The following is a 22200-nucleotide window of genomic DNA, read 5'->3' as shown; positions in this document are numbered from 1 at the left end:
CTCAGGAATTAATCACACATGCGTGCAGAATAATGACTAAGATAATAATAATATTTACATTTAGTAGTACATTAGTATTTAATGACAGCATGTGCTTTACTCCTTTCGTTTTTGAATTTAATTTTATTTATTAGCAATGAAAATTTGTTAATTTATAACGTCTCTCATTGGTTGAAACTAATAATATCAAGTTATAAGATATAAAGTCAACAACTTTTTTATAAAATATTCGTTTTTAATTAATAAATAAGCGTCAATCACTTGATAACCTTAAGTTTTAAAGCAGTAAATTTATTTAAAATATTTTTTCAAATAAGCCGCTACCCCATCCTGATCATTACTTAAAGTCTCAGCATTGGCAACTTTTTTAATCTCAGGAGTAGCATTTTCCATCGCTACACCCACTTTTGCATGTTCTAACATGCCAGCATCATTTTCTGCATCACCAACCGCCATTAAATTAGAAAAATTCCAGCCAAAGTGGTGTAAAAGTTGTTCTAAGCCAGCTGCTTTATCACTCTTAACGGGTAAAAATTCTAAAATTCGATCTTGCGACCTTACAATATGATAATTGTCCTTAACTGATTTAGGTAAGTTAGCAACGGCTTCATCTAATACTGCGGGGGCATCGGCCATAATGGCTTTGGAATATAATTCGTCTGTTAAATCATTAAATTCGCTGGGAACAAAGTCCATTTTAGCCGCTAACATTTGTCGATAAATGGAGGGCTTTAATTCAGACATGGGATAAACTTGTTTAAAATCAAGGATATCTAACGGATAGTTGTTCTCCTTAGCAAAGGCAAAGAGCGGTTCAAGTTGACTCCGTTTCATCCCCGTTTGTGATAATTCCTGCTTATCTTGATTACGAACCACCAAGCCTCCGTTAAAGGTAATCGTGTAATCTTCGGGATGATCTAAGCCCAGTTGTTCAATAAATTTCCAAATTGCATTAATCGGGCGTCCGGTACATAAAACAACTTTAATTCCCGCCTCATGTAATTTTTTTAATTCAGCTTCATTAACTTGGCTAATTTGCTTATCGGAATTTAACAAAGTATTATCTAAATCTAACGCAATCATTTTAATCATCATTAATTCTCCATATCAAAAAAACGCCCCAAGGGACGTCTTTATTTTTTTATGCTCTAAGTTTTTCTTCTAATTGTTTAAGTTCAGCTTGTCTGATATCACGAGGTAAAAATCTTCTAATTTCTTCTTCGTTGTAGCCGACTTCAAGACGTTTGTCATCAAAGATGATGGGACGCTTGATTAAGTCTGGATATTTAACTAATAAATCAACTAATTGACCTAATGAAAGTTCATCTAAATCAAGGTGAAGTTTCTTGAAAATGTTAGATCTAGTTGAAATAATATCTTCACTTCCATTTTCCGTTAAACGTAAAATGTGTTTAACTTCGTCAGCATTCAATGGTTTCGAATTAATATTTCTTTCTTTGAAGGAAATATCATGATCCTTTAACCAAGTGCGGGCTTTACGACTTGAAGCACTACTAGGGGCAACATATAAGTTCAACATATTAAAACAACCTCCTCATATTGAAAGACGTGTAAGCTGTTTGATAAATCTTGACTATTTATCTAACACCTTAACTATATCATATCCAAACTTTTCGTCAATAAACTTTACAATACTTAATGAATTATTATCATTTTTTAACAATTACTTAGATAATGTTAATAATAAATTTACAGAGTCCGTGATTAATATTATAATTTATACATTACCCAAACCAACAATGGAGGCTGCATATCATATGAAATTAACAATCCTAACAACAAGTGACACTCATGGTTACATCGCACCAACTAACTATGTGAAGCCAAATGCTAATATGCCATTTGGTTTTGAAAAAGCAGCCTCAACGATTCGAAAAGAACAAGCTAAAGCAGAAAACACATTAATTCTCGATGATGGTGATTTCTTAGAAGGTTCACCATTAGCCTACTATCAAGCTGAAGTGCAAAATAACATCCAACCAAGTGCGATTACGGATGCCTTTAACACCGTTGATTATGACTTTGGAACAATTGGTAATCATGAATTTAACTACGGCCAGGACTATTTACGTGGTGCCATCAAAAAGGCGAAACGCCACTTTGTTTCCGCAAATATTCTAAATGATGCTGGAGAATCAGCCTTTGGGAAGCCATATGAAATTAAACAGTACGGTGACTTAAAGGTGGGTGTAATTGGTTTAACCACCCAGTCCGTTGATGCTTGGGAAAATAAAGCCAGTGTCGCTGGCTTAAAATTCACTTCAGCCCTTGCAGCCGCACAAAAATACATCCCAGAAATGCGGAAAAAGGCTGACTTAGTAGTCGTTTTATATCACGGTGGGTTTGAACGCGATTTAAGCACTGGTAATCCAAATGATAAGATTGACGGGGAAAATGAAGCATATGAAATTATGCAAAAAGTCCCTGGCATCGATGTCATGGCCACGGGTCATCAACACCGTGCTTTAGCCGGAAAACTATTTGGTATTCCGTATGTCCAACCGGGTCACCGGGGAAACTACGTTGGTAAGATTCAATTAACCATTGAAAAAGAAAATGGCAAATACGTTGTGACTCACAGTAACCAAAAAATCATTAAAACGGGCGAAGAAAAACCGGATAAAGCCGTTAAAGAAATCATTCAACCAGTCGAAAATCAAGTTGAAAAATGGTTAGCCGAACCCCTTGCTCGGATTGAAGGTTCCATGCACTATGATGATCCGTTCCAAGTTAGAACACACGGTTCTGCTTTCATTAATTTCATCCAAAAAGTCCAAATGGAAACGATGGGCTGTGATATTTCAGCAACTGCCCTCTTTTCCAATGAAGCTCGTGGTTTTGAAAATCCAATTACCATGCGGAACATCATTACCAACTACGTTTACCCCAATACCTTAGCGTTAGTTGAAATTACTGGGGCTGATTTGAAGGCAGCTTTAGAAAAAACGGCCGAATATTTCACGATTAAAAACGATCAAATTATTGTTGATCCTAAGTATCATCATCCCAAAATTCGGGACTATAACTACGATATGTACGGTGGAATTGATTACACCATTAAAGTCTCAAATCCGATTGGTCATCGAGTACTTAATCCAACTTATCATGGCAAACCAATTACTAATAAAATGAAACTAAAAGTAGTCCTAAATGCTTATCGGGCCGTTGGTGGTGGTCATTATCCTATGTACAATGAAGACAAAGTGATTAAATATAATACCATTACTATGAGTAACCTGATTGCTGGTTATCTTAAACAACACCAAAATATTGAAGCGGATAAAACCCGTAACTTCAAAGTCATCAAATAAAAAAGAGGCTGGGAAATAACTAGTCTTTATAACAAAAGCAGAAGTGAATTTTGAAAATTCACTTCTGCTTTTTTGTATTTTATAGATTTTAAAAGTAAATCCTTTGGATTTACCTAAGGTATTAGCCATTAATTTAGCTAATTTTGTTAGATTTAAACTCATAAGCAGTATTCCAATGTCATTTTCCACACACTGTTTCCCTCTCAAATGAACTCTTCGCACACCAAATACAGCTTTCATTCTACCGAAAACTGGTTCAACTTCTATTTTTCTTCTTGCGTAAATATCTTTACCAGGTTGGGAGTTCAAATTTTCTTTTACGAAATTTTTAAAGTACTCCCAATTTGGATTTACTTGAATCATTCTTTGGTTTCCCTTAGGGGTCTTAGATCTCTCAATTAATTCATAAGTTAATTGGAAAGGACTTGCTTTATATATTTTGAAATTTCTTTCAAAATTATACTTGTCATGTCTTGTACTATAATTACTAAAATCAAATCTAACACCATTATGATCTATATAATAATCATCTAGTTCATCATATTTCCAATTTTGTCTCTTAGTTTTATCATTTTTATATGATCGTTTAGCTTCTTTTTTCATCATTCCGTACGGAATTAGTGGATTCTTTTCAAGTTCATCAATAATAAATATATAGTTACTTTCACTTCCATAACCAGCATCAGCAACAATATTTTGAAACTCATCTAAAAAATGCATTGATGATAAAAATGGGATTAAAGTTCTAGTGTCTGTTGGATTTGAAAATATATCATAGTGAAGCACAAATTGGTTATTAGTCGCAATTTGTAAATTATAACCTGGCTTTAATTGGCCATTCATCATTGGATCTTCTTTCATTCTCATGAAGGTTGCATCATAATCTGTTTTTGAAAAACTATTTCTACCATTGAATATTTCTTGGTATTTTTCATACTTAGTTGTGCGAGGAAGATAGTCCTTTTTCATTTTATTTGAGAACGATTTTAAAAGACGTCTTTTACGTTTATTACTAGAACCATTCTTTTGAACCTTTGGTTCATTTTCAATAGCAGTATTTAATCTATCAATTTCATCTTCAGTTTCTGATAGTAATTCTTTCAATCCTTCACTAGTAGATACATATTCTTTTTCCATTGCATTTACTACTTCTAGTTCAATTAAATCTTCATACATTTTAAATACTTTATCTTTCAAGATTGGTTGATATCTATCAACGGACTTTTTCCAAGTAAAAGTATATTTATTGGCATCTGCTTCAACTTTAGTTCCATCAATGAATAGTGCTTCATCTGATATCATTTTATTATCAATTAAAAATCTAGTGAAATAAACAAACGACAATTTAATCATGTTTGAAGTTTGTTTGTTAGCTCTAAAATTATTTATAGTTTTATACGATACTGGGGTATCTTGTGTTAGCCATTTCATAGGAATATTCTCTTGATTTAAAAGTTCAATTCCACGACCAGAATAAACTTTTCTAGAATAAGCAAATAAAATCATTTTTAGTAACATTCCAGGATAAAATGCTGGTCTACCAGTTGTAGCAGTACTTGTAATTAATAATTCCGTAGGAATTGAATCTACAAATGAAGATATTAATCTAGCAATATGAAATTTATCAATATTAAAATCAAAATTTAAAATAAATGATGTCTGATTCGTGTTAAAATTAGCATGCATGGAAATTCACTCCTTAAATAATGTTTTTGTCGATATTAATTTTACAGGGTGGATTTTCCTGTGTACATAACAAAATCAGCTAGATTCTGAAATTATTCAGAATCTAGCTGATTTTTTATTTAGAGTCTAGTTTTTTCCCAGCCTCTTTTTGCTAACTAACGTGTTTTTTCTTTGGTGCTGGCTTACCGCCGACATATTCGACCGCGGCTAACTTTCTAATTGTAGTGACTTTAATTTTACCGGGATAAGTAAGTTCATTTTCCACTTGCTCACAAACTTCTTCGGTAATTTTTTGACTCATTTGGTCATCAACCATTTTAGGATTAACGATAATTCGAATCTCCCGACCTGCTTGAATCGCATAACTTTCGTTAACTCCAGGATGAGAATTGGCAATTCGTTCCAACCCTTTCAAACGATTAATGTATTCCTCAACGGATTCACTTCGTGCACCAGGACGAGCTCCTGACATTGAATCCGCAACCTTAACTAGAATTGAAATTAAATTATCAGTTTCAATATCTCCATGCGAAGCGGCAATCGCATTAATCACAATTTGATCTTCACCATAAGTTTCAGCTAATTTAACCCCTAGTTCAACATGGGTTCCGTTAACTTCCCGATCAATGGCCTTTCCAATATCATGAAACATTCCGGCGCGTTTGGCCAAACGAACGTCTAATCCTAATTCAGCCGCCATCATCCCGCACAATTCAGCAACTTCCACTGAATGTTGTAAGACATTTTGACCGTAACTAGTTCGGTATTTCAAGCGGCCTAAAATCTTCATCAAATCGGGATGAACCCAACCTAGATGAAGTTTTGCACAAGTTTCTTCACCAAAAATTCGAAGGTTATCCATTACTTTTCGTTCGGCATCCGCAATCGTATTTTCAATCACGCCACTATTCAAAGATCGGGCCATGATTAACTCATTAATTGAATTTCGCGCAATTTCACGCCGAATTGGATCATTGGTACTAATAATTAACGTTTCTTCGTATTCTGGATGGAAAATTAAATCAACTCCGGTCAATGATTCAATTAGACGTAAACGTTGTTCGTCACGACCAGTAATTTTATTCCGGATTCCCACATCGGGAATCACAATGTTGCGTTCAATGTGTTCCCGAGGGACATCTTGAACACCACTTTGGATGGATTCCATCATTAAATTGCGGGCTTCCTTGGCGGCATTTAACACCATGTCATCGTGGTTTTCCCGCACCGTAACTTCATAATCACGATTCAAGGTCGTTTCGGTATTCGTTAAAACTAATTGTTTGGCTTGGTCTGGGGTTAACTGTCCCTTTTCGTAAATCGTGGTCTCACGGGCCTGCTTTAAATCACGGGCTTGTTGCTTAGCTGCTTTAATTTGTTGTTGCAGGTCTTGCAACTCACTTTGATGATTGGCAACTAACTGCTGACTTTTATTTAATCGGGCGTTAGCACTTTCCAAACTTTTTTCCCGAAAATCAAGGCGGTTACCGCGAGCTTCGTTTTCAGCTTTTTGTTCGGCAAACTCTTGCTCTTCTTCCGCTTGTAATTGGGTAACTTCTTCTTGCATAGCATCGTTAATTTCCGTAACGGCTTGTTTAATTTTACTTTGGTTATTATTTTCAATTTGTTCGGCTTGTTTTTCAGCGTTCGAAAGCAGTACGTTAAGCTTTTTATTTTGTAAAACATAACCTACTACTCCGCTAATCACTAAGCCTAAAATGACAACTAAAAGGACTTGCATGAAAGCACTCCCCCTCTCTCTAGATTAATTTTAATCAATTATTTTTCAGATACTTTAATCATACCATTTAACCTGTGATTTTTAAATGAAGCAGACGCTCTCTTTTGTTTCATAATTAGGTTATAATTAGACTATATGAAATTACACACGAAGGAGAACCGGTATGTTTCCAGAAAGATTAAAAGCCTTGCGGAGTGGTCGACACATCACCTTAGCAGAATTGGCTGATGAATTAAATAAAATGTTTACCCCTGATGAAGCCCACGAAAACACTGCCTCCCAAATTGGAAATTGGGAACGGGGCATCAGAAATCCGTCCTACATTGAAGTTCGCAAGCTCGCTACTTACTTCAACGTTTCCATGGATTACATTAGTGGTCGAGTTGACAGTGAAAATACCGACATCTCAAAATTATTTATCTCTGGAACCGAATTGTACTTTAACGAGCAACCCATTAGTGGTGCTGATCGTTATGAAATTTACCAGTTAATTGACGGTTATCTCCACGGTAAAAAAGAACGCAAAGCCAACGGTCTCGATCATCAAGAAGAATTAGACTTAGGTTATTAGGAGCTTTCAATGAACCGCAAAAAATTAATTAAAAAAATGAAGAAAAATAAGCAAATCAAAAAGGCCGTTCCAGCCTATATTCAGCAATTAACTCAATTTCGGACTGAATTTAATGATTATCCAGAGATTAAGTTCTTACTTAATCATGCCTTGATGGCAGATCATCTCTTAGCTTTAAAACAACTTCCCCAAGACTTACCTAACTTACAGTTACCTGATGATATTCAGGACAAAATTTACCAAAAGCTTAACCAAAAGTATCCTCTGGGTGATTCCCAAGGCGACGCTGAATGGGATCAACTCTCAAATGACTTACCTAAATTAGACCAAGCCCTTCTTGGTTTTCGGGATTACTTAGAGGAACAATACGGGATGTGGGCCTACATTTCTTCCGCTTTTACTAATCAACTAGCTAAATTCTTAGCTGGTAAACCAACCTTGGAAGTCATGGCTGGAAATGGCTATATTTCGAAAGGATTAAAGGACCATGATGCTAAAATTATCACAACGGATAGTTTAGACTGGCAAACGGAAAACGAAACTGGCAAACATCAGTTAGTCCCCATTGAAAAACTTTCGGCCCTCGATGCCTATCATAAATATAAGGACCAAATTGACTACATCATCATGTCTTGGTCACCAGATGGCGTACCCATTGATAACGAATTGTTAGAAGCGATTCGCAAAGACGGTAACCAGGTCCAATTAATCGTGATTGGTGAAAAAAACGGTGCCACTAATTCCAAAGAATTCTGGAAAAATGCCGAATTTGTTAAAAACGCTGAAATCGATGCTTTAAACCAATACTATCCGCACTTTGATCTGATTCAAGATCAGGTTTATCTAGTTAAATAGGAGAATTTATGCTTAACGAACAAGTAAATTTATTACCGCTCAGTAACGATACAGAAGACGAAGCCTTGATCAAGAGTCTTTTTTTACAACCCTCCACTTTACGTTACTGGTTTCGTCCCCCTTTTCCTAATGAAGACACATTAAAACAATTCATTGATACCCACATCAAAGCTGATGATGTCGTTAGTATGACGATTAACGTTACGGAATCTGGGATGGCCGAACGCCAAATCAAAGTTGGACTAGTTGAAGTCATTGATATTGACTCGATTGCACGAGTTGGTGAAATTGAAATCACCATGTTAGATAAACAACAAGGCCATGGTTATGCCCAAGTTGCCTTTCAACAAATGATTGACCACATGTTCCAATTTTATAACATGCACAAATTGTATTTATATGTAGATGTAGAAAACGCTGCGGCCGTGCATATCTATAAGAAGCTTGGTTTTGTAACGGAAGGAACGATTAAAGACCAATTTTATGCAATGGGTGCTTACCATGATGCTTATTACATGGGCCTTACCCGCGCTAACTACGAAAAATAATTTAAACCAAAAAAAGAGGACCGACATAAATGTCAGTCCTCTTTTTTGTAGGCATTTGAATAAATTCAAACGGATTAGGGGTGTTCACATCACCTATCTAATCAAACCATCCGCAATTCGGCGGAAAACATGGTCCCTAGCAAAAAAATAAGCTATGCTTATTTCGGCTCTTCGCATATAAATAGTATACCACAGAACTAATTAAATAGCTATTCGTCCGTTTCTTCTGCTTTTTCGTCAGCAGCTTCTCTTTCATGCGTTTCAATTTGATCCAGTTGGAGTTTTGTCCAATCGACGAACTGCGTCACCATGTCAGACAGATTATTCACAAATTCATCGGAAAGCGCCAATTCATCAATCCGCATTTTAGATTTGTTAATAAATGGTGAGGCAATAATCATATAAACATTCACCGGAACGATGCCATCCCCTACCATAATCTTATTGATATTTTTGGCATATTCTAAGGGTAAATTAATAATCGATGTTTGAAGTTTAATCGTAATGTCACTTTTGGGTAAAAATAATTCTGCACTAGAGATTTTATCAGAATTAATGCCCGCTTCAATAAAATCACACATCGGTTGTAACACCTTAGCTGGATCTTTTTTCAAGGCCGCTAAGGTCGTTTCAAAATTCTTAATTGCATATTCAGTGGCTGCAGCTTCTACAATAAAATCTGCTTCTTCAATTTTCATTCTTTACCTACCTATTTTCTATATTTCATGTAACGTTCCGTACGGGATTTGGTGGTTGCTTTTCTAAATTTCCAAGCCAGCACAAACCAGTAACAATTTATCCCTAACGCAATGATAATCACTACCATCACGGCCATTTTACTAAGGAGATGAGCTGAACTAAGCACTACTACTTGATAAGCAGCACTAAAATAGCCAACCGTGTAAATTAATTGGACTAAAGCTAAAAAATAAAAGCCCACTCGTAAACGTAAAACGGTTAGTAATAACGGAATGCCAAAGAGCACTAGTGCCATTAAATTCGTGCGCATTAGGTCACTGGCATGCATGCCAATGGCTGGCAAATGCATGATGTAATTCAAAACTAAAAACATTAATAATGATATTAGTGACCATACGCTTATTTTAATTGTTTTCATAAATAACTATCCTCTAATTTTAGTATAGCGAAAATCTTAGTTTAATACCAATGCCAATGCAAAAATCATTGCAAATAAATTATAATTCGTTTAAACTGATAAAAAATCAAGGAGAATTCATTTTATGAAAACTAGAATTATCGATTCATTAGTAACTATAGTAACAGTCACAATTAGTTACCAAATTAGTAAATTACTGTTCACTAACTTTATAATTCAGCTGATTACCACTGTGCTTTTATCGTTATTATTAAGTTTCATTTTCATCATCTTAAAAGACAAATTAAAAAATTAAATTAAAAAAAGCAGATTAACTTTATTAAAAAAGCTGATCTGCTTTTTTGTCAAAGCATTCAATAATGATTAGATAGTTAATAATCAAATAAAAAATTGATCACTAAAAATCGAATTTTGCTGTTGGTGATCGTTTCTAATCACCTCTGAAATGCGTTTAATTCCAGGTTCAATATTTGCTAGCGGTATTTCAGCAATGCTCAGCCGAATTAAAGTATGATTTTGATAATAAGATAAAAACATCCCGGCTACGTCCTGCACCAAAATATCTTGTTGGGCTAATTGTTGCGTAAGCTTGGTGGAATTGATCTGACTCGGTAGCTCTAAACAGGTATAAAATCCGGAGGTGGGTTTAAAAAATTTAACGTCCGCCGGTAAATATAATTCACAACATCTTAATAATTCCTTCATTTTAAGCTGATAGTGAGTGCGTAACTTTTTAAGATGCAAAGCAAACATGCCGTTTTCGATAAAGGTCGCTAAGATTTCTTGGGAAATGTTAGATGAGGACAAATCGTAAATCTTTTTATACTCCAAAAAATTATCAACTAAGTTACGTGGCAAAATAACCCCAGCTAGCCGCAGACTGGGAAGAAAAATTTTGGAAAAACTTTTCAAATAAATCACACGTTGATGTTCATCCAGGGCAAAAAAAGAATTAGGTTCATTAATGGTTCCCAAATCACCTAAAAAATCATCTTCAACAATGTAAACATCATATTGTTCTGCTAAGGCTAAGATTTGGCGCTTTTCTGCAGTTGAATAGTGGTGCCCCGTTGGATTTTGAAAACTGGGCATCACATAAAAGAACTTAATTTCGTTATTTCGAAAAATGGCTTCTAATTGCTTTAAATTGAAATGACGCTGCGTAATATCAATTCCAAAAACCCGATTCCCCGTAATTTGTGCCGCTTTATATAAACCCGCGTAAGTTGGCTGTTCGATTAAAATGTTTTGTCTTTGATTAGGAAACGGCACATTTAGCATAATATTGAGGGCTTGCTGCGCTCCTGAGGTAATAAACGTTCGGTCAACGGACGCAAAAATTTGTTGGTCACCCAATAAATGTAAGATTTGTTTGCGTAGCGACCGTAAGCCATCCGCATACCCATATGACAAAATTTCACTTTGAAAGTTTTGAAAAACCTGATCTAAACAATGATGCACTTGTTTAAAATCAAAGAGCGTTGCTTCTGGATTAGCCGCTAAAAAATTAAATTTAACCGCATGCTGTGGCTGTGCTTTTGGCTTCCCCGTGACAAAGTACCCCCTTTGTGGAATCGCATAAATAAGATGAGCTTGTTCTAACTCGGTAAGTGCTTTGATAATGGTAGCTTTGCTAAAGCCAGTTTGCGATTCTAAGCTACGAATTGAAGGTAACTTGTCTCCAGATTTTAGATGCTCACGTTTAATTTTAGTTTTGATTAATTGCTTAACGGTTTCATATTTCATGGTTTTCTCCATACTGTTACGGTACAGTTTTATTTTTTTCGCTTTACTTAGCCCCTAATATACCTAAAATAAAGCTAACTGTATATGGATTTTACTTAAAAAGGAGTGTAATTATGAAAAAAACTGGATCAGATTTGGTAAAACAAGGAATGGCACAAATGCAAAAAGGTGGTGTCATCATGGACGTTGCCAACGTTGAACAAGCAAAAATTGCGGAAGCAGCGGGCGCAACTGCCGTAATGGCCCTAGAACGAGTACCTTCAGATATTCGAGCTCAAGGAGGCGTGACACGGATGTCCGATCCTGCTATGATTGAAGAAATTATGCAAGCCGTTTCCATCCCAGTGATGGCCAAAGCCCGAATTGGTCACATTGCCGAAGCCAAGGTTTTAGAAGCCATCGGAGTTGACTACATTGATGAAAGCGAAGTTTTAACTCCGGCTGATGATGAATATCACATTGATAAAACTGATTTCACGGTTCCGTTCGTTTGTGGTTGTCGTAATTTAGGAGAAGCTTTACGTCGAATTGGCGAAGGTGCTTCCATGTTACGGACTAAAGGTGAACCTGGTACGGGAGACATTATTGAAGCAGTTCGGCACATGCAAAAAGTTAATCAACAAATTGCCGAAGTCGTGAGTGCTAAACCAGAACACTTAATGGCGATTGCTCGAGACTTACAGGCTCCTTATGATTTAATCCAACAAATTCACGAAACTGGTAAACTACCAGTGGTTAACTTTGCAGCGGGTGGAGTTTCAACTCCAGCGGATGCAGCCTTAATGATGAATTTAGGCGCAGATGGTGTTTTTGTTGGTTCCGGAATCTTTAAATCCGAAAATCCCAAGAAATTTGCGGAAGCAATCGTTGCAGCAACGGCTAACCCAACTGACTACCACTTAATTGCCGAAGTATCGAAAAATCTTGGTAACCCCATGAAGGGAATTGATACTAATCAACTTGATGCAAAAGAAAAAATGGCTCCTAGAGGAATGAATTAAGATGAAAATTGGAATTTTAAATTTACAAGGTGCGGTCACTGAACACCAACAAATGCTCCAAAATCTGGGAGTTGAAACCGTCTTGATTAAAAACAAAACTGATTTAACTGGCATTGACGGCTTGATCTTACCGGGTGGTGAAAGTACCGTCATGAAAAAGTTATTAATAAAAAATAACTTATTTGCTCCTTTAAAAGAACTAATTCAAGCCGGGTTACCCACTTTTGGAACTTGTGCGGGAATGGTCCTCTTATCACAAACAGATGGTTTTAATCTGATTAATGGTGAAATCGTGCGAAATGGCTTTGGTCGGCAAAAACAAAGCTTTGAAGAAAGCTTGAACGTTCAAGGATTAAACGCCCCCTTTCATGCCGTGTTTATTCGTGCTCCATACTTAAGTTCAGTTAATCATGACGTCCAAGTCCTAGCCAAAATTGATGATAAAATTGTGGCTGCTAAAAAAGATCATGTGTTAGTAACTGCTTTTCACCCGGAATTGACTAATGATCCTAGTCTGCACCGACTTTTCTTAGACATGATTTAACTTAATATTTTACGCAAAAGTTTCGATTAAATTCGAAGCTTTTTTATTTGCTTGTAGCGTTTAAGCCTTGCCAAACTAGTTAAGATATGATTAAACTAGAATCTCAGTAGTTCACTTTGCAATTATTAAAGGAGCCTCATGGAATATTTACTTGGAATTGGTATCATTTTAATTAGTACTTTAGTTTTCGGCTATCTATTTAGCCGACTTGGTCTGCCAACTGTGGTTGGCCAAATTATTGCTGGAATTATTATCGGACCAGCAATTTTAAATTTAATTCACATTAATAATTTAATTACGGTCGCAGCTAACATTGGAATTGTATTGTTAATGTTTCTGGCGGGCTTGGAATGTGATTTTAACCAAGTAAAAAAATATTTAAAATCAGCTACCGTCGTTGCTACCTGTGGTGTGATATTGCCAATGCTGGTTTTTCCCGTTTTAGGAATGCTTTTACACCAAGGCTTTAAAGACGCACTTTTCTGGGGAGTTATTTTTTCGGCAACTTCTGTTTCAATTAGCGTGGCCGTGTTACAAGAATACGGCAAATTAAAAACGACAGCGGGAGCCTTGATTTTAGGTGCCGCTGTGGTTGATGATGTTGCCTCTATTTTATTACTAAGTATTTTTTCGAGTCTTTTTGGCAGCCAAGCTGATAATCCATTTATCGTAATTGGCATTCAATTAACCTACTTCCTTTTCATTTTCGTAATGATTAAATGGATTGTTCCGCATTTAATCAAACTTGTGTCTCTTTTTAATGATGAGATTGCCCTTTCGGTTACCGGCATTATCATCTGTTTCCTAATGGCTTACCTAGCAGAAGAAGCTCATTTAAGCTCTGTGTTAGGCGCTTTCTTTGCCGGAATTGCCATTTCATTGACCCCTGCTAAGGAAAAAATCACCCATAGCATGACGTTGATTGGTTATTCGCTCTTCATCCCCATTTTCTTTGTATCAGTGGGACTAGAATTAAAACTAATTGAAAACTGGTCTGGTTGGTTAATTGTTATTATTATGACGATTTTGGCCATCCTAACTAAATGGATTGGTTGTGGTTTAGGAGCAAAACTGTGTGGGTTTAATTGGCAAAATGGTAACATTGTGGGATCAGGAATGGTTTCACGTGGCGAAATGTCACTAATTATTGCACAAATTGGTTTATCAAGTCAGCTGCTCTCAAGTGGCCTCTATTCAGAAATCGTTTTTGTAATTATCTTAACCACCATTATTTCCCCACTAATGTTGAAGTGGAGTATTAACCAAAAATAATGGCTTACTTTACGCAAAGGAAATTGACTTATGCCCAAAATTTATTTTTTATGTACCGGTAACTCTTGTCGTAGTCAAATGGCAGAGGGTTTTGCCCAAAAATATTTTCCTAAGGACTGGAATGTTAGAAGTGCTGGCATCGAAACACACGGCTTAAATTCCAAAGCTGTTATCGTTATGCAGGAGCTTGGCATTGATATTGCTCAGCACCAATCTGAATTAATCGATACGAATTATTTAAATCAATGTGATTTGGTCGTCACCCTCTGTGGTGATGCCAAAGATAAATGTCCCATGACGCCTAAGTCGGTTAAAAGAATCCATTGGCCGTTAAATGATCCGGCGCAAGCAAATGGTAGTGCAACCGAAATTATGCAAACTTTTCGTCAGGTTCGCGACGAAATTGAGCAACGGGTACAAGTACTTGCTACTAAAATTAAGTAATTATCTGTTATAGAAAGGAATGATTTAGTTGGAAACTGTTTTGGTATTTCTTTGGGGAGCTTTAGGCGGATTATGCCGCTATTCACTGACCAACCTAATTGACTACCATACTTTTCCCATCGTTACTTTACTAATTAATTTAACGGGAGCGTTTTTCTTACCCCTTTGGACCGATTATCTTTGTCAAAAAATCTATTTGTCTAAAAAGTTTAATCGTGAATTTGGTACCGGTTTTATTGGGTCATTCACCACTTTTTCGGGAATGATTCTGGATGCTTTTAAACTAATTCAAGCGCATCAATATCAGTTTTTGCTGCTTTATCTAGGTATTAGCATGGTTGGTGGTGTTATTTTAGCCATTATCGGAGATAGTTTAGCCCATTATCTGTTAGCGAAAGATGAGGTGCTTTAATTATGCTAGCTTGTCTGATTTTTATGCTAGGTACTGGAATCGGAGCCGTTTGTCGCTTCACATTAACTAATCTTTTTAAACAAAGACATCATGGTCAAAGGGCTACTTTAATCGTCAATCTGTCCGGTTGTTTAATTGGTGGATTAATTCTAGGATGCTCATCCAGTCTACTTCCCATCCTTTTAATTTTAGGCTTTATCGGTGGCTTAACCACCTATTCCACCTTTAACAGTGAAATTGCGAATGCCTTTTGGGGCTTAAAATTTAAAAATGCAATTCTTTATTTTTTAATTAGTTACGGCGGCGGTTTGTTACTCTGCTACCTCGGCTATCTCTTAACTAATTTAAACTAAAAAAGCTTCTATCGGCAGAATCTCCACATACAACAAGCAATGTGAATTCTGATTTCGATCGAAGCTTTTTAATTTAGTTATTTTGCTTGATTTTGGACCGCCTTAATGGCATCTCCCATCCGTTTTACCCCTTCAACGATTTGTTCATCGTTCATGTTCGAGAAGTTCATGCGGAAGGTTCCTGGTTGTTCTTCATTAGCAAAGAAGGCAGAACCCGGAACAAAAGCCACGTTATGTTTAATACATTCATCAAATAATCGTTTGGTATCTACACCTGGAACTTCAACCCAGATAAACATTCCACCTTGGGGAATACTGTGGTGTACATTTTCTGGGAATTGTTCATCAATTTCTTTCAACATTAAGTTAGCACGGTGTTCGTAAACATCAGTAATTTTCTTAATGTGTTCAGATACGTCAACATCCTGTAAGAATTGAGCGGCAATATATTGCGTTAAGTTATCAGCATGCAAATCAGCATTTTGAGCTAATAACGTAAACTTAGCCATAAAGTCTTGATTGGCAACTAACCAACCTAACCGCATTCCGGGAGCCAAAATTTTTGAGAAAGAGCTTAAGTAAACTACTCGGCCATCGGTGTCATAATGTTTTAATGATGGTAAGAATTCACCAGCATAACGAATTGCTCCATACGGGTCATCTTCTAAGACCGGAAGATCAGCTTCGTTCGCAATCCGAATTAATTCTTTACGACGTTCTACGGCCATCGTTCTCCCAGTTGGGTTTTGGAAATTAGGAATGGTATAAATGAATTTAGCTTCAGGATATTTTTTGACAGTTTCTGCTAAAGCATCCGTCTTAATTCCTTCTTCATCCATGGGCACGCCTACCATTTTAGCGCCGTATGATTTGAAAACATCAATGGCTGCTAAGTAAGTTGGGTCTTCGGTAATCACCACGTCACCAGGATTAATCAACATTCGAGCAACTAAGTCAATCGCTTGTTGTGAACCAGTGGAAACGGCAATATTATCCACGGTGGTATCAACGTCACGATCTTTCATTAATTTCACAATTTCCTTACGTAAACCAGGATAGCCTAAGGTTCCGGCATATTGTAAAACTTCGTGACCATATTGATCAAAAACTTTGTCAGAGGCTGCTTTCATTTGTTCGACTGGGAAAAGTTCCGCAGCTGGCAATCCACCCGCAAAGGAAATTACTTTAGGATCAGCAGCAGCCTTTAAAATATCAGCGGTCGCATTTTCGTTACTTTTCGGTACGCTATTTGAATATCTAAATGTCATAATTATTCCCTCGTTTTCTAATGTTTGTGGTATTGACGCATTTGTTCAGCAAGGTGTACTTGGTGGGTCACGAATTCATGAGTCCGACAAACGTAATCATGGTCGCGTCCGACTTTGGCAATGTAGCCATTAATGTAATCAACTTCAGTTGGACGACCCTTTGAGAAATCTTGGTACATTGATGGGTAATGGAATTTTAATTTTTCACAAGAATCTAGCACACTTTGAACTTGTTGTTGGCGGTCTTCAATCATCTTAATTCCCGCCCGTTCACAGGCATCATGAGCTTCATTGAAGAGTTGACGAGACATTGCTTCAGCCCCTTCGTATTCACCAAATTGGCCCATGTTAATTTCAAACATGGTACAAAGGGTGTTACAAACAGCATTAAAGGAAACCTTGGTCATACACATGCCCAACCAGTTCGATGCCATTTCAGGTCCAAGGGTTGCTTTTTTGAAGTCGTCGTACATTTGTTCCATATTCGCGTCTGGTTTTTTGTCATTGTAAGGAGCCATATGCATGGCTTCACCGTTTTTTGGTCCCATGAAATCAACATCACCAGGTCCGTTAAGTACAGTCGCAATCATCGCTGTTCCAGCAACCATTTTATCTTTATCAAAATATTTTTCGATCTTTTCAAAATGGCCTAACCCATTCATGGCTGAAAAAGCGTATTGATCTGGGTGAAAAAGTCCGGCTTTCGCATCTCGTTTTAATTCTTCATCAAGTTGCATTTGTTTTTTGAAGATAATCCAAACATCAGGATGACCTTTGTATTCTTTGGGATAGTAAATGTTAATTGGAACTAAGTGTTTATCTTTGTGATCACGGGAAACTTCCACGCCACCTTGTTCTCGGACTTTTTCTACGTTTGGTTCCCAAGTATCGATAAAATCAACCTCAACTCCGGCGTTTTCTTGCAAAAGAACTCCATAACGGTATCCCATTGCTCCTGCACCAATAATTCCATATTTCATAATCTTTCCTCCTATGTAAAAATCAATTAAAAAAGCTCATCAACAATTGCTTGTTTAATGAGCTTTTTAGAATGCGAAAAATTCAGATTATTCACATACTCAGTTAAACAAACATTGATTTATCAATGTATCTAGCTGAGTAATTATTCCCTCTGCTTAGATACGAGTTAGTTTCCACCCGCATCAAACTCAATGCGAATGGCTACCTAATGACTGCAGCTAACGCAAAGACTAAAATATTGTTATTTACTTTTAGTGAGGTAAATTTCTTCATGATCTGAACTCCTTTCGTATATGTTGTTATCATTTAATCATTTTAAACCTAAAATGTCAACAAAAAACTTAAAAATGATTATTTTAAAAATTTATAATTCGTGTTTTATCACTTCAAAGGAAAATTCTTATAGATTATTTGGAAAAATGTTATACTTAAAGAAATAGAGAATATGAGGTGATCGAAATGGCAAAGAATTACAAACGTATTTTGGCTCCAGTTGATGGTGGAGAAGATACGATGCCCGTATTAGATAGAGCAATTGAAATCGCAAAACAAAACAATAGTCATTTGGATATTTTAAACGTTATTCAAGTAACTCAATTTAACCGTAATTACGGTAATGCAGTTTCAGCTGACACCGTTTATAAATTAACTGATCAAACTAAAGAAATTCTTGAAACTTTAAAACAAACTGCTATCAAACAAGGTTTAACGGATGTATCAATTCATATGCGTTTTGGTAATCCAAAGAAAATTATTGCGCAAGAATTCCCTACTGATCATCATGATGATTTGATTGTGATTGGCTCCACAGGTCTATCTGCTGTAGAACGTCTAGTTGTTGGTTCTGTTACTAACTATGTTATTAGAGTTGCTAAAACAGACGTTTTAATCGTAAAATAATTAGTCTAAAAAAGTCCACCATGTGATGGACTTTTTTATTTGGAGAAAATTAATGTCAATTTACCATTACCAACTAGTAGTTCCTAAAAGCTACGATAATCAAACTGTCAGAGCATATTTAAGCAAATATCTAAGGTTACCTAAACATTTGATTTTTTCGCTTAGAACGCATTATCGTGTAAATGTTAATCAAAAATACTTACCAATGAATTTCAAGGTCCACGTAGATGATAAAATCAGCTTAATCTTTAATGATGAAGATTTCACCGCTACCAAGCAACCAGTGATTGTCGACAAAACGAAAACTCTTTCCGTTCTTTGGGAAAATACGGACTTTATGATTGTTAATAAAGCTCGCGGTGATAAAACCCATGCTAATCAACCTGGTGAAAGTCACGCAACCTTAAATTATGCAGCAGGTTATTTAGCTCCCAAACAACCTTACATTGTGCATCGCTTGGATCAACAAACCAGTGGTGCTTTAATCATCGCCAAAAATCCAGTTGTCGTCCCAATTTTAACTCGTTTAATCAAGGAAAAAACCATCGAACGAACTTATTTGACCTGGGTACACGGAACATTATCAGAAACTGCTGGTACGATTGATTTACCAATTGGACGCGATTTAGCTGACCAACGAAAACGAAAAATTAATGGTGAACAAGCTCAAAGAGCCGTTACTCATTATCAAGTAGTGAAACAACTACCTGATAAAGCCTTGCTGCAAGTTCAACTGGAAACGGGGCGAACCCACCAAATTCGCGTTCATTTAGCTAATTTAGGACATCCAATTATTAATGATCCACTGTATGACCTTAAAGCCGACATACGCAAACCAATGCTACTCCATTCTTGGAAAGTTAAGATGGACACTCCTTTTTATCACGAATCCTTAGATGTAGTTGCGCCTCTTCCACCAGAAATGATAATTTAAAGCACAAAAAAAGAGAACTCAATTGAGTTCTCTTTTTCATTAAGAAATAATTAAATTATTTCTTAAGTGGTGCCCATTTCCAGTCAACAACTTCTGGTAAATCAGTACCTTCAGTTCTAATGTAATGGTTGTGCTTGTCAATCATATCGTTCATTTCTTGAATGAAGTCCATGTTCTTTTCAGCTAAACCAGGGATGTCTTTAACAACGTCTTTAGCCAAGTCGAAACGATCAAGTTGATTAAGAACACGCATGTCAAATGGTGTAGTAATATCACCATTTTCACGGTAACCGTGAACATCAACGTTCTTGTTGTCACGATCGAAGAAGATAGTTCTGATGATATCTTCGAAACCGTGGAATGCGAACAAGATTGGTGTATCAGTAGTGAACAAGTTGTTAAAGTCTTCGTTAGTTAAACCACGAGGGTCAAACTTAGGATTACGTAATTTCAACAAGTCAACAACGTTAATGAAACGAATCTTCATGTCTGGGAAACGTTTGTTTAAGATTGATACAGCAGCTAAGGCTTCAAGGGTTGGTTCAACACCAGCAGAAGCAATAACGATATCTGGTTTTGCACCTTGGTCTGTAGAAGCCCATTCAACGTAACCTAAACCATTTTTAACAAGGTTTGAAGCTTCGTCAATATTGAACCATTGTGGACGTGGGTGTTTTGAAGTAGTAAGTAGATTAATTTTTTCGTAATCTGAGAATGCTACATCTGAAACAGCTAATAATGTGTTAGCATCAGCTGGGAAGTATTCACGAATGAATTCTGGTTTCTTTTCAGCAAGATGGTTGATAAGACCTGGATCTTGGTGAGTGTAACCATTATGATCTTGTTGGAATACAGTTGATGAATCGATAAAGTTCAATGAAGGGTAGTGTTTTCTCCACTTCATTTCAGCAGCTTTTCTTAACCACTTGAAGTGTTGAGTAAGCATTGAATCAACTACACGACCGAATGCTTCATAAGTAGCAAAGAAACCGTGACGACCAGTTAATACGTAACCTTCTAACCAACCTTCATCATCATGTTCTGATAATTGTGAATCGATAAGACGACCATAGTGAGCCATGTGTGCATCATAAGGAACATCGATTTTACGTTCCCATTGACGGTTAGTAGTTTCGAAGATATCCCAAATTCTGTTTGACCATGTTTCATCAGGACCAAAGGCACGGAAGTTAGTAGGGTTTTTCTTCATAGTATCACGAACCCATGCTGACCAAACAACCATATCCATTGCTTCCATTTGACCTGGAACATCAACGTTTAATGCGTAGTCACGGTAATCAGGTAAGTCTAATGGTTTAGGATCGATACCACCATTAGTAACAGGATTCATTGACATACGCTTGTCGCCCTTAGGAGCCATTTCTTTAAGATAATCTTTAAGACTACCATCTTCGTTAAATGATTCTTCAGGTTTGTAACTCTTCATCCATTTAAGGAATTCGTCAGCACTACCCATATCGTTTGCAGATAGAGGTAGTGGAACTTGGTGAGCACGGAATGAACCTTCGATAGGAAGACCTTCTGCGTTGTATTCTGGACCAGTCCAACCTTTTGGTGAACGGAAGATAATCATTGGCCATTGTGGACGAGTAGCAGTTTCAGCAGTTTCGTTTTCACGAGCGTTCTTTTGAATTGCTAAGATGTCTTCAATAGCTGAATCCATAGCTTTTGCTAAGTTAACGTTTGCTTCGTCAACGTCAGTACCATGAGGTTCGTTAGTTGCAACAAAGTAAGGTTTCCAACCTAAACCTTCGAAGTACTTACGTAAGTCTTCGTCAGAAGTACGGTTGAAAATAGTTGGGTTAGCAATCTTGAAACCATTTAAGTTAATGATTGGAAGTGCAGCACCATCTGTAACTGGGTTGATGAATGAGCTTGAGAACCATGATCCAGCTAAAGGACCAGTTTCGGCTTCACCATCACCAATTTCAACAGCAGCAATCACGTCTGGGTTATCTAAGATAGCACCAACACCGTGAGAAAGTGAGTAACCTAATTCTCCACCTTCGTGAATTGAACCTGGTGTTTCAGGGGCAGCATGAGATGCAATACCACCTGGGAATGAGAATTGTTTGAATAATTTAGCCATACCTGCTTCATCAGCAGTGATTTCTGGATAAATTTCTGAATAGCTTCCATCCATGTATGAATTAGAAACCATAACTTGTCCACCATGACCTGAACCTTCAATATAGAACATGTTTAAGTCATACTTGTTAATTACACGGTTTAAATGAGTGTAAATAAAGTTTTGTGATGAAATTGTACCCCAATGTCCGATTGGTTTAACCTTTACATCTTCAGAAGTCAAAGGCTTCTTCAATAAAGGATTGGCACGCAAGAACAATTGACCAACTGAAAGATAGTTGGCAGTGTTCCAGTATTGCTTCATTTTGTCAAAGTATTCTTTTGAATTGTAATCTACTGACATGCAATAACACTCCTTTTAATAATCATCAACCAAATGATTGATT

21 protein-coding genes and 1 pseudogene are annotated in these 22200 nt (G+C 36.6%); 12 read left to right on the top strand and 10 right to left on the bottom strand.

What is annotated here, in order from left to right; all coding sequences use genetic code 11:
- Positions 1–291: 291 nt before the first annotated feature.
- Positions 292–1092 carry a Cof-type HAD-IIB family hydrolase gene (locus ACEPSS_RS03605; RefSeq protein ID WP_395320476.1) on the bottom strand — a complete coding sequence of 267 codons (801 nt, stop codon included), beginning with the start codon at positions 1090–1092 and terminating at the stop codon, positions 292–294.
- A 49-nt stretch (positions 1093–1141) separates the two neighbouring features.
- Complete coding sequence (gene spx / locus ACEPSS_RS03600) at positions 1142–1540, bottom strand: transcriptional regulator Spx (RefSeq protein WP_395320266.1); 399 nt, start codon at positions 1538–1540, stop codon at positions 1142–1144.
- A gap of 238 nt (positions 1541–1778) precedes the next feature.
- On the opposite strand from spx, the gene ACEPSS_RS03595 reads away from it, so the two are divergent.
- A complete protein-coding gene (locus tag ACEPSS_RS03595) occupies positions 1779–3332 on the top strand; it encodes a bifunctional metallophosphatase/5'-nucleotidase (RefSeq protein WP_420492552.1) in 1554 nt (517 codons plus the stop codon).
- Positions 3333–3335: 3 nt separating this feature from the next.
- On the opposite strand, the pseudogene ACEPSS_RS03590 reads toward ACEPSS_RS03595, so the two are convergent.
- Positions 3336–5018 (bottom strand): annotated as a pseudogene (locus ACEPSS_RS03590) (IS1182 family transposase); the annotation flags it as partial.
- Between the two features lie 151 nt (positions 5019–5169).
- Positions 5170–6759 (bottom strand): ribonuclease Y, encoded by a 1590-nt coding sequence (gene rny, locus ACEPSS_RS03585; protein ID WP_395320262.1) that lies wholly within the window; start codon positions 6757–6759, stop codon positions 5170–5172.
- A gap of 163 nt (positions 6760–6922) precedes the next feature.
- Here rny and ACEPSS_RS03580 point away from each other — a divergent pair, with 163 nt between their 5' ends.
- The 3 genes from ACEPSS_RS03580 to ACEPSS_RS03570 are packed head-to-tail and all read left to right on the top strand — an operon-like array spanning position 6923 to position 8733.
- A complete protein-coding gene (locus ACEPSS_RS03580; protein ID WP_395320260.1) occupies positions 6923–7330 on the top strand; it encodes a helix-turn-helix domain-containing protein in 408 nt (135 codons plus the stop codon).
- Between the two features lie 9 nt (positions 7331–7339).
- Positions 7340–8185, top strand: coding sequence for an SAM-dependent methyltransferase (locus ACEPSS_RS03575; protein ID WP_395320258.1), 846 nt, complete (start codon positions 7340–7342; stop codon positions 8183–8185).
- An 8-nt stretch (positions 8186–8193) separates the two neighbouring features.
- Entirely contained in the window at positions 8194–8733 is a 540-nt protein-coding gene (locus ACEPSS_RS03570; protein ID WP_395320256.1) for a GNAT family N-acetyltransferase, read from the top strand.
- Between the two features lie 209 nt (positions 8734–8942).
- On the opposite strand, the gene ACEPSS_RS03565 is transcribed toward ACEPSS_RS03570, so the two are convergent.
- The 3 genes from ACEPSS_RS03565 to ACEPSS_RS03555 all read right to left on the bottom strand — a co-directional run bounded on the left by ACEPSS_RS03565 (position 8943) and on the right by ACEPSS_RS03555 (position 11596).
- A complete protein-coding gene (locus ACEPSS_RS03565) occupies positions 8943–9431 on the bottom strand; it encodes a hypothetical protein (protein ID WP_395320254.1) in 489 nt (162 codons plus the stop codon).
- Positions 9432–9442: 11 nt separating this feature from the next.
- Positions 9443–9850, bottom strand: a complete 408-nt coding sequence (locus ACEPSS_RS03560; protein WP_395320252.1) for a hypothetical protein — start codon at positions 9848–9850, stop codon at positions 9443–9445.
- Between the two features lie 378 nt (positions 9851–10228).
- Positions 10229–11596 carry a PLP-dependent aminotransferase family protein gene (locus ACEPSS_RS03555; RefSeq protein ID WP_395320250.1) on the bottom strand — a complete coding sequence of 456 codons (1368 nt, stop codon included), beginning with the start codon at positions 11594–11596 and terminating at the stop codon, positions 10229–10231.
- A 113-nt stretch (positions 11597–11709) separates the two neighbouring features.
- Between ACEPSS_RS03555 and pdxS the strand changes: the two genes are divergently transcribed.
- From pdxS to ACEPSS_RS03525, 6 genes are all read left to right on the top strand, one after another.
- Positions 11710–12597 (top strand): pyridoxal 5'-phosphate synthase lyase subunit PdxS, encoded by an 888-nt coding sequence (pdxS, locus tag ACEPSS_RS03550; protein WP_395320248.1) that lies wholly within the window; start codon positions 11710–11712, stop codon positions 12595–12597.
- Position 12598: 1 nt separating this feature from the next.
- Positions 12599–13141, top strand: a complete 543-nt coding sequence (pdxT, locus tag ACEPSS_RS03545) for a pyridoxal 5'-phosphate synthase glutaminase subunit PdxT (protein WP_395320246.1) — start codon at positions 12599–12601, stop codon at positions 13139–13141.
- Positions 13142–13279: 138 nt separating this feature from the next.
- Complete coding sequence (locus tag ACEPSS_RS03540) at positions 13280–14413, top strand: cation:proton antiporter (RefSeq protein WP_395320244.1); 1134 nt, start codon at positions 13280–13282, stop codon at positions 14411–14413.
- A gap of 30 nt (positions 14414–14443) precedes the next feature.
- The gene (arsC, locus tag ACEPSS_RS03535; RefSeq protein WP_395320242.1) at positions 14444–14857 is read left to right on the top strand and encodes an arsenate reductase (thioredoxin); all 414 of its coding nucleotides are present in this window, start codon (positions 14444–14446) and stop codon (positions 14855–14857) included.
- A 28-nt stretch (positions 14858–14885) separates the two neighbouring features.
- Positions 14886–15269 carry a fluoride efflux transporter FluC gene (locus ACEPSS_RS03530; RefSeq protein ID WP_395320240.1) on the top strand — a complete coding sequence of 128 codons (384 nt, stop codon included), beginning with the start codon at positions 14886–14888 and terminating at the stop codon, positions 15267–15269.
- Positions 15270–15271: 2 nt separating this feature from the next.
- Positions 15272–15622 (top strand): fluoride efflux transporter FluC, encoded by a 351-nt coding sequence (locus tag ACEPSS_RS03525; protein WP_395320238.1) that lies wholly within the window; start codon positions 15272–15274, stop codon positions 15620–15622.
- Positions 15623–15699: 77 nt separating this feature from the next.
- On the opposite strand, the gene ACEPSS_RS03520 is transcribed toward ACEPSS_RS03525, so the two are convergent.
- Positions 15700–16890: a PLP-dependent aminotransferase family protein gene (locus tag ACEPSS_RS03520; RefSeq protein ID WP_395320236.1), complete on the bottom strand. Its 1191-nt coding sequence runs from the start codon at positions 16888–16890 to the stop codon at positions 15700–15702.
- Positions 16891–16907: 17 nt separating this feature from the next.
- Positions 16908–17870: a ketopantoate reductase family protein gene (locus ACEPSS_RS03515; RefSeq protein ID WP_395320234.1), complete on the bottom strand. Its 963-nt coding sequence runs from the start codon at positions 17868–17870 to the stop codon at positions 16908–16910.
- 460 nt (positions 17871–18330) lie between these two features.
- Here ACEPSS_RS03515 and ACEPSS_RS03510 point away from each other — a divergent pair, with 460 nt between their 5' ends.
- Positions 18331–18771, top strand: a complete 441-nt coding sequence (locus tag ACEPSS_RS03510; protein WP_395320232.1) for a universal stress protein — start codon at positions 18331–18333, stop codon at positions 18769–18771.
- A 52-nt stretch (positions 18772–18823) separates the two neighbouring features.
- On the top strand, positions 18824–19705 hold the full coding sequence (locus ACEPSS_RS03505; RefSeq protein WP_395320231.1) for an RluA family pseudouridine synthase: 882 nt from the start codon (positions 18824–18826) through the stop codon (positions 19703–19705).
- A gap of 55 nt (positions 19706–19760) precedes the next feature.
- On the opposite strand, the gene ACEPSS_RS03500 is transcribed toward ACEPSS_RS03505, so the two are convergent.
- Entirely contained in the window at positions 19761–22157 is a 2397-nt protein-coding gene (locus tag ACEPSS_RS03500; protein WP_395320229.1) for a phosphoketolase, read from the bottom strand.
- Positions 22158–22200 lie beyond the last annotated feature (43 nt).

The sequence above is a fragment of the Fructilactobacillus frigidiflavus genome (assembly GCF_044054575.1).
In the GTDB taxonomy this organism is placed as follows: Bacteria; Bacillota; Bacilli; order Lactobacillales; family Lactobacillaceae; genus Fructilactobacillus; species Fructilactobacillus frigidiflavus.
This window is presented reverse-complemented; position numbering and strand designations above follow the sequence as displayed.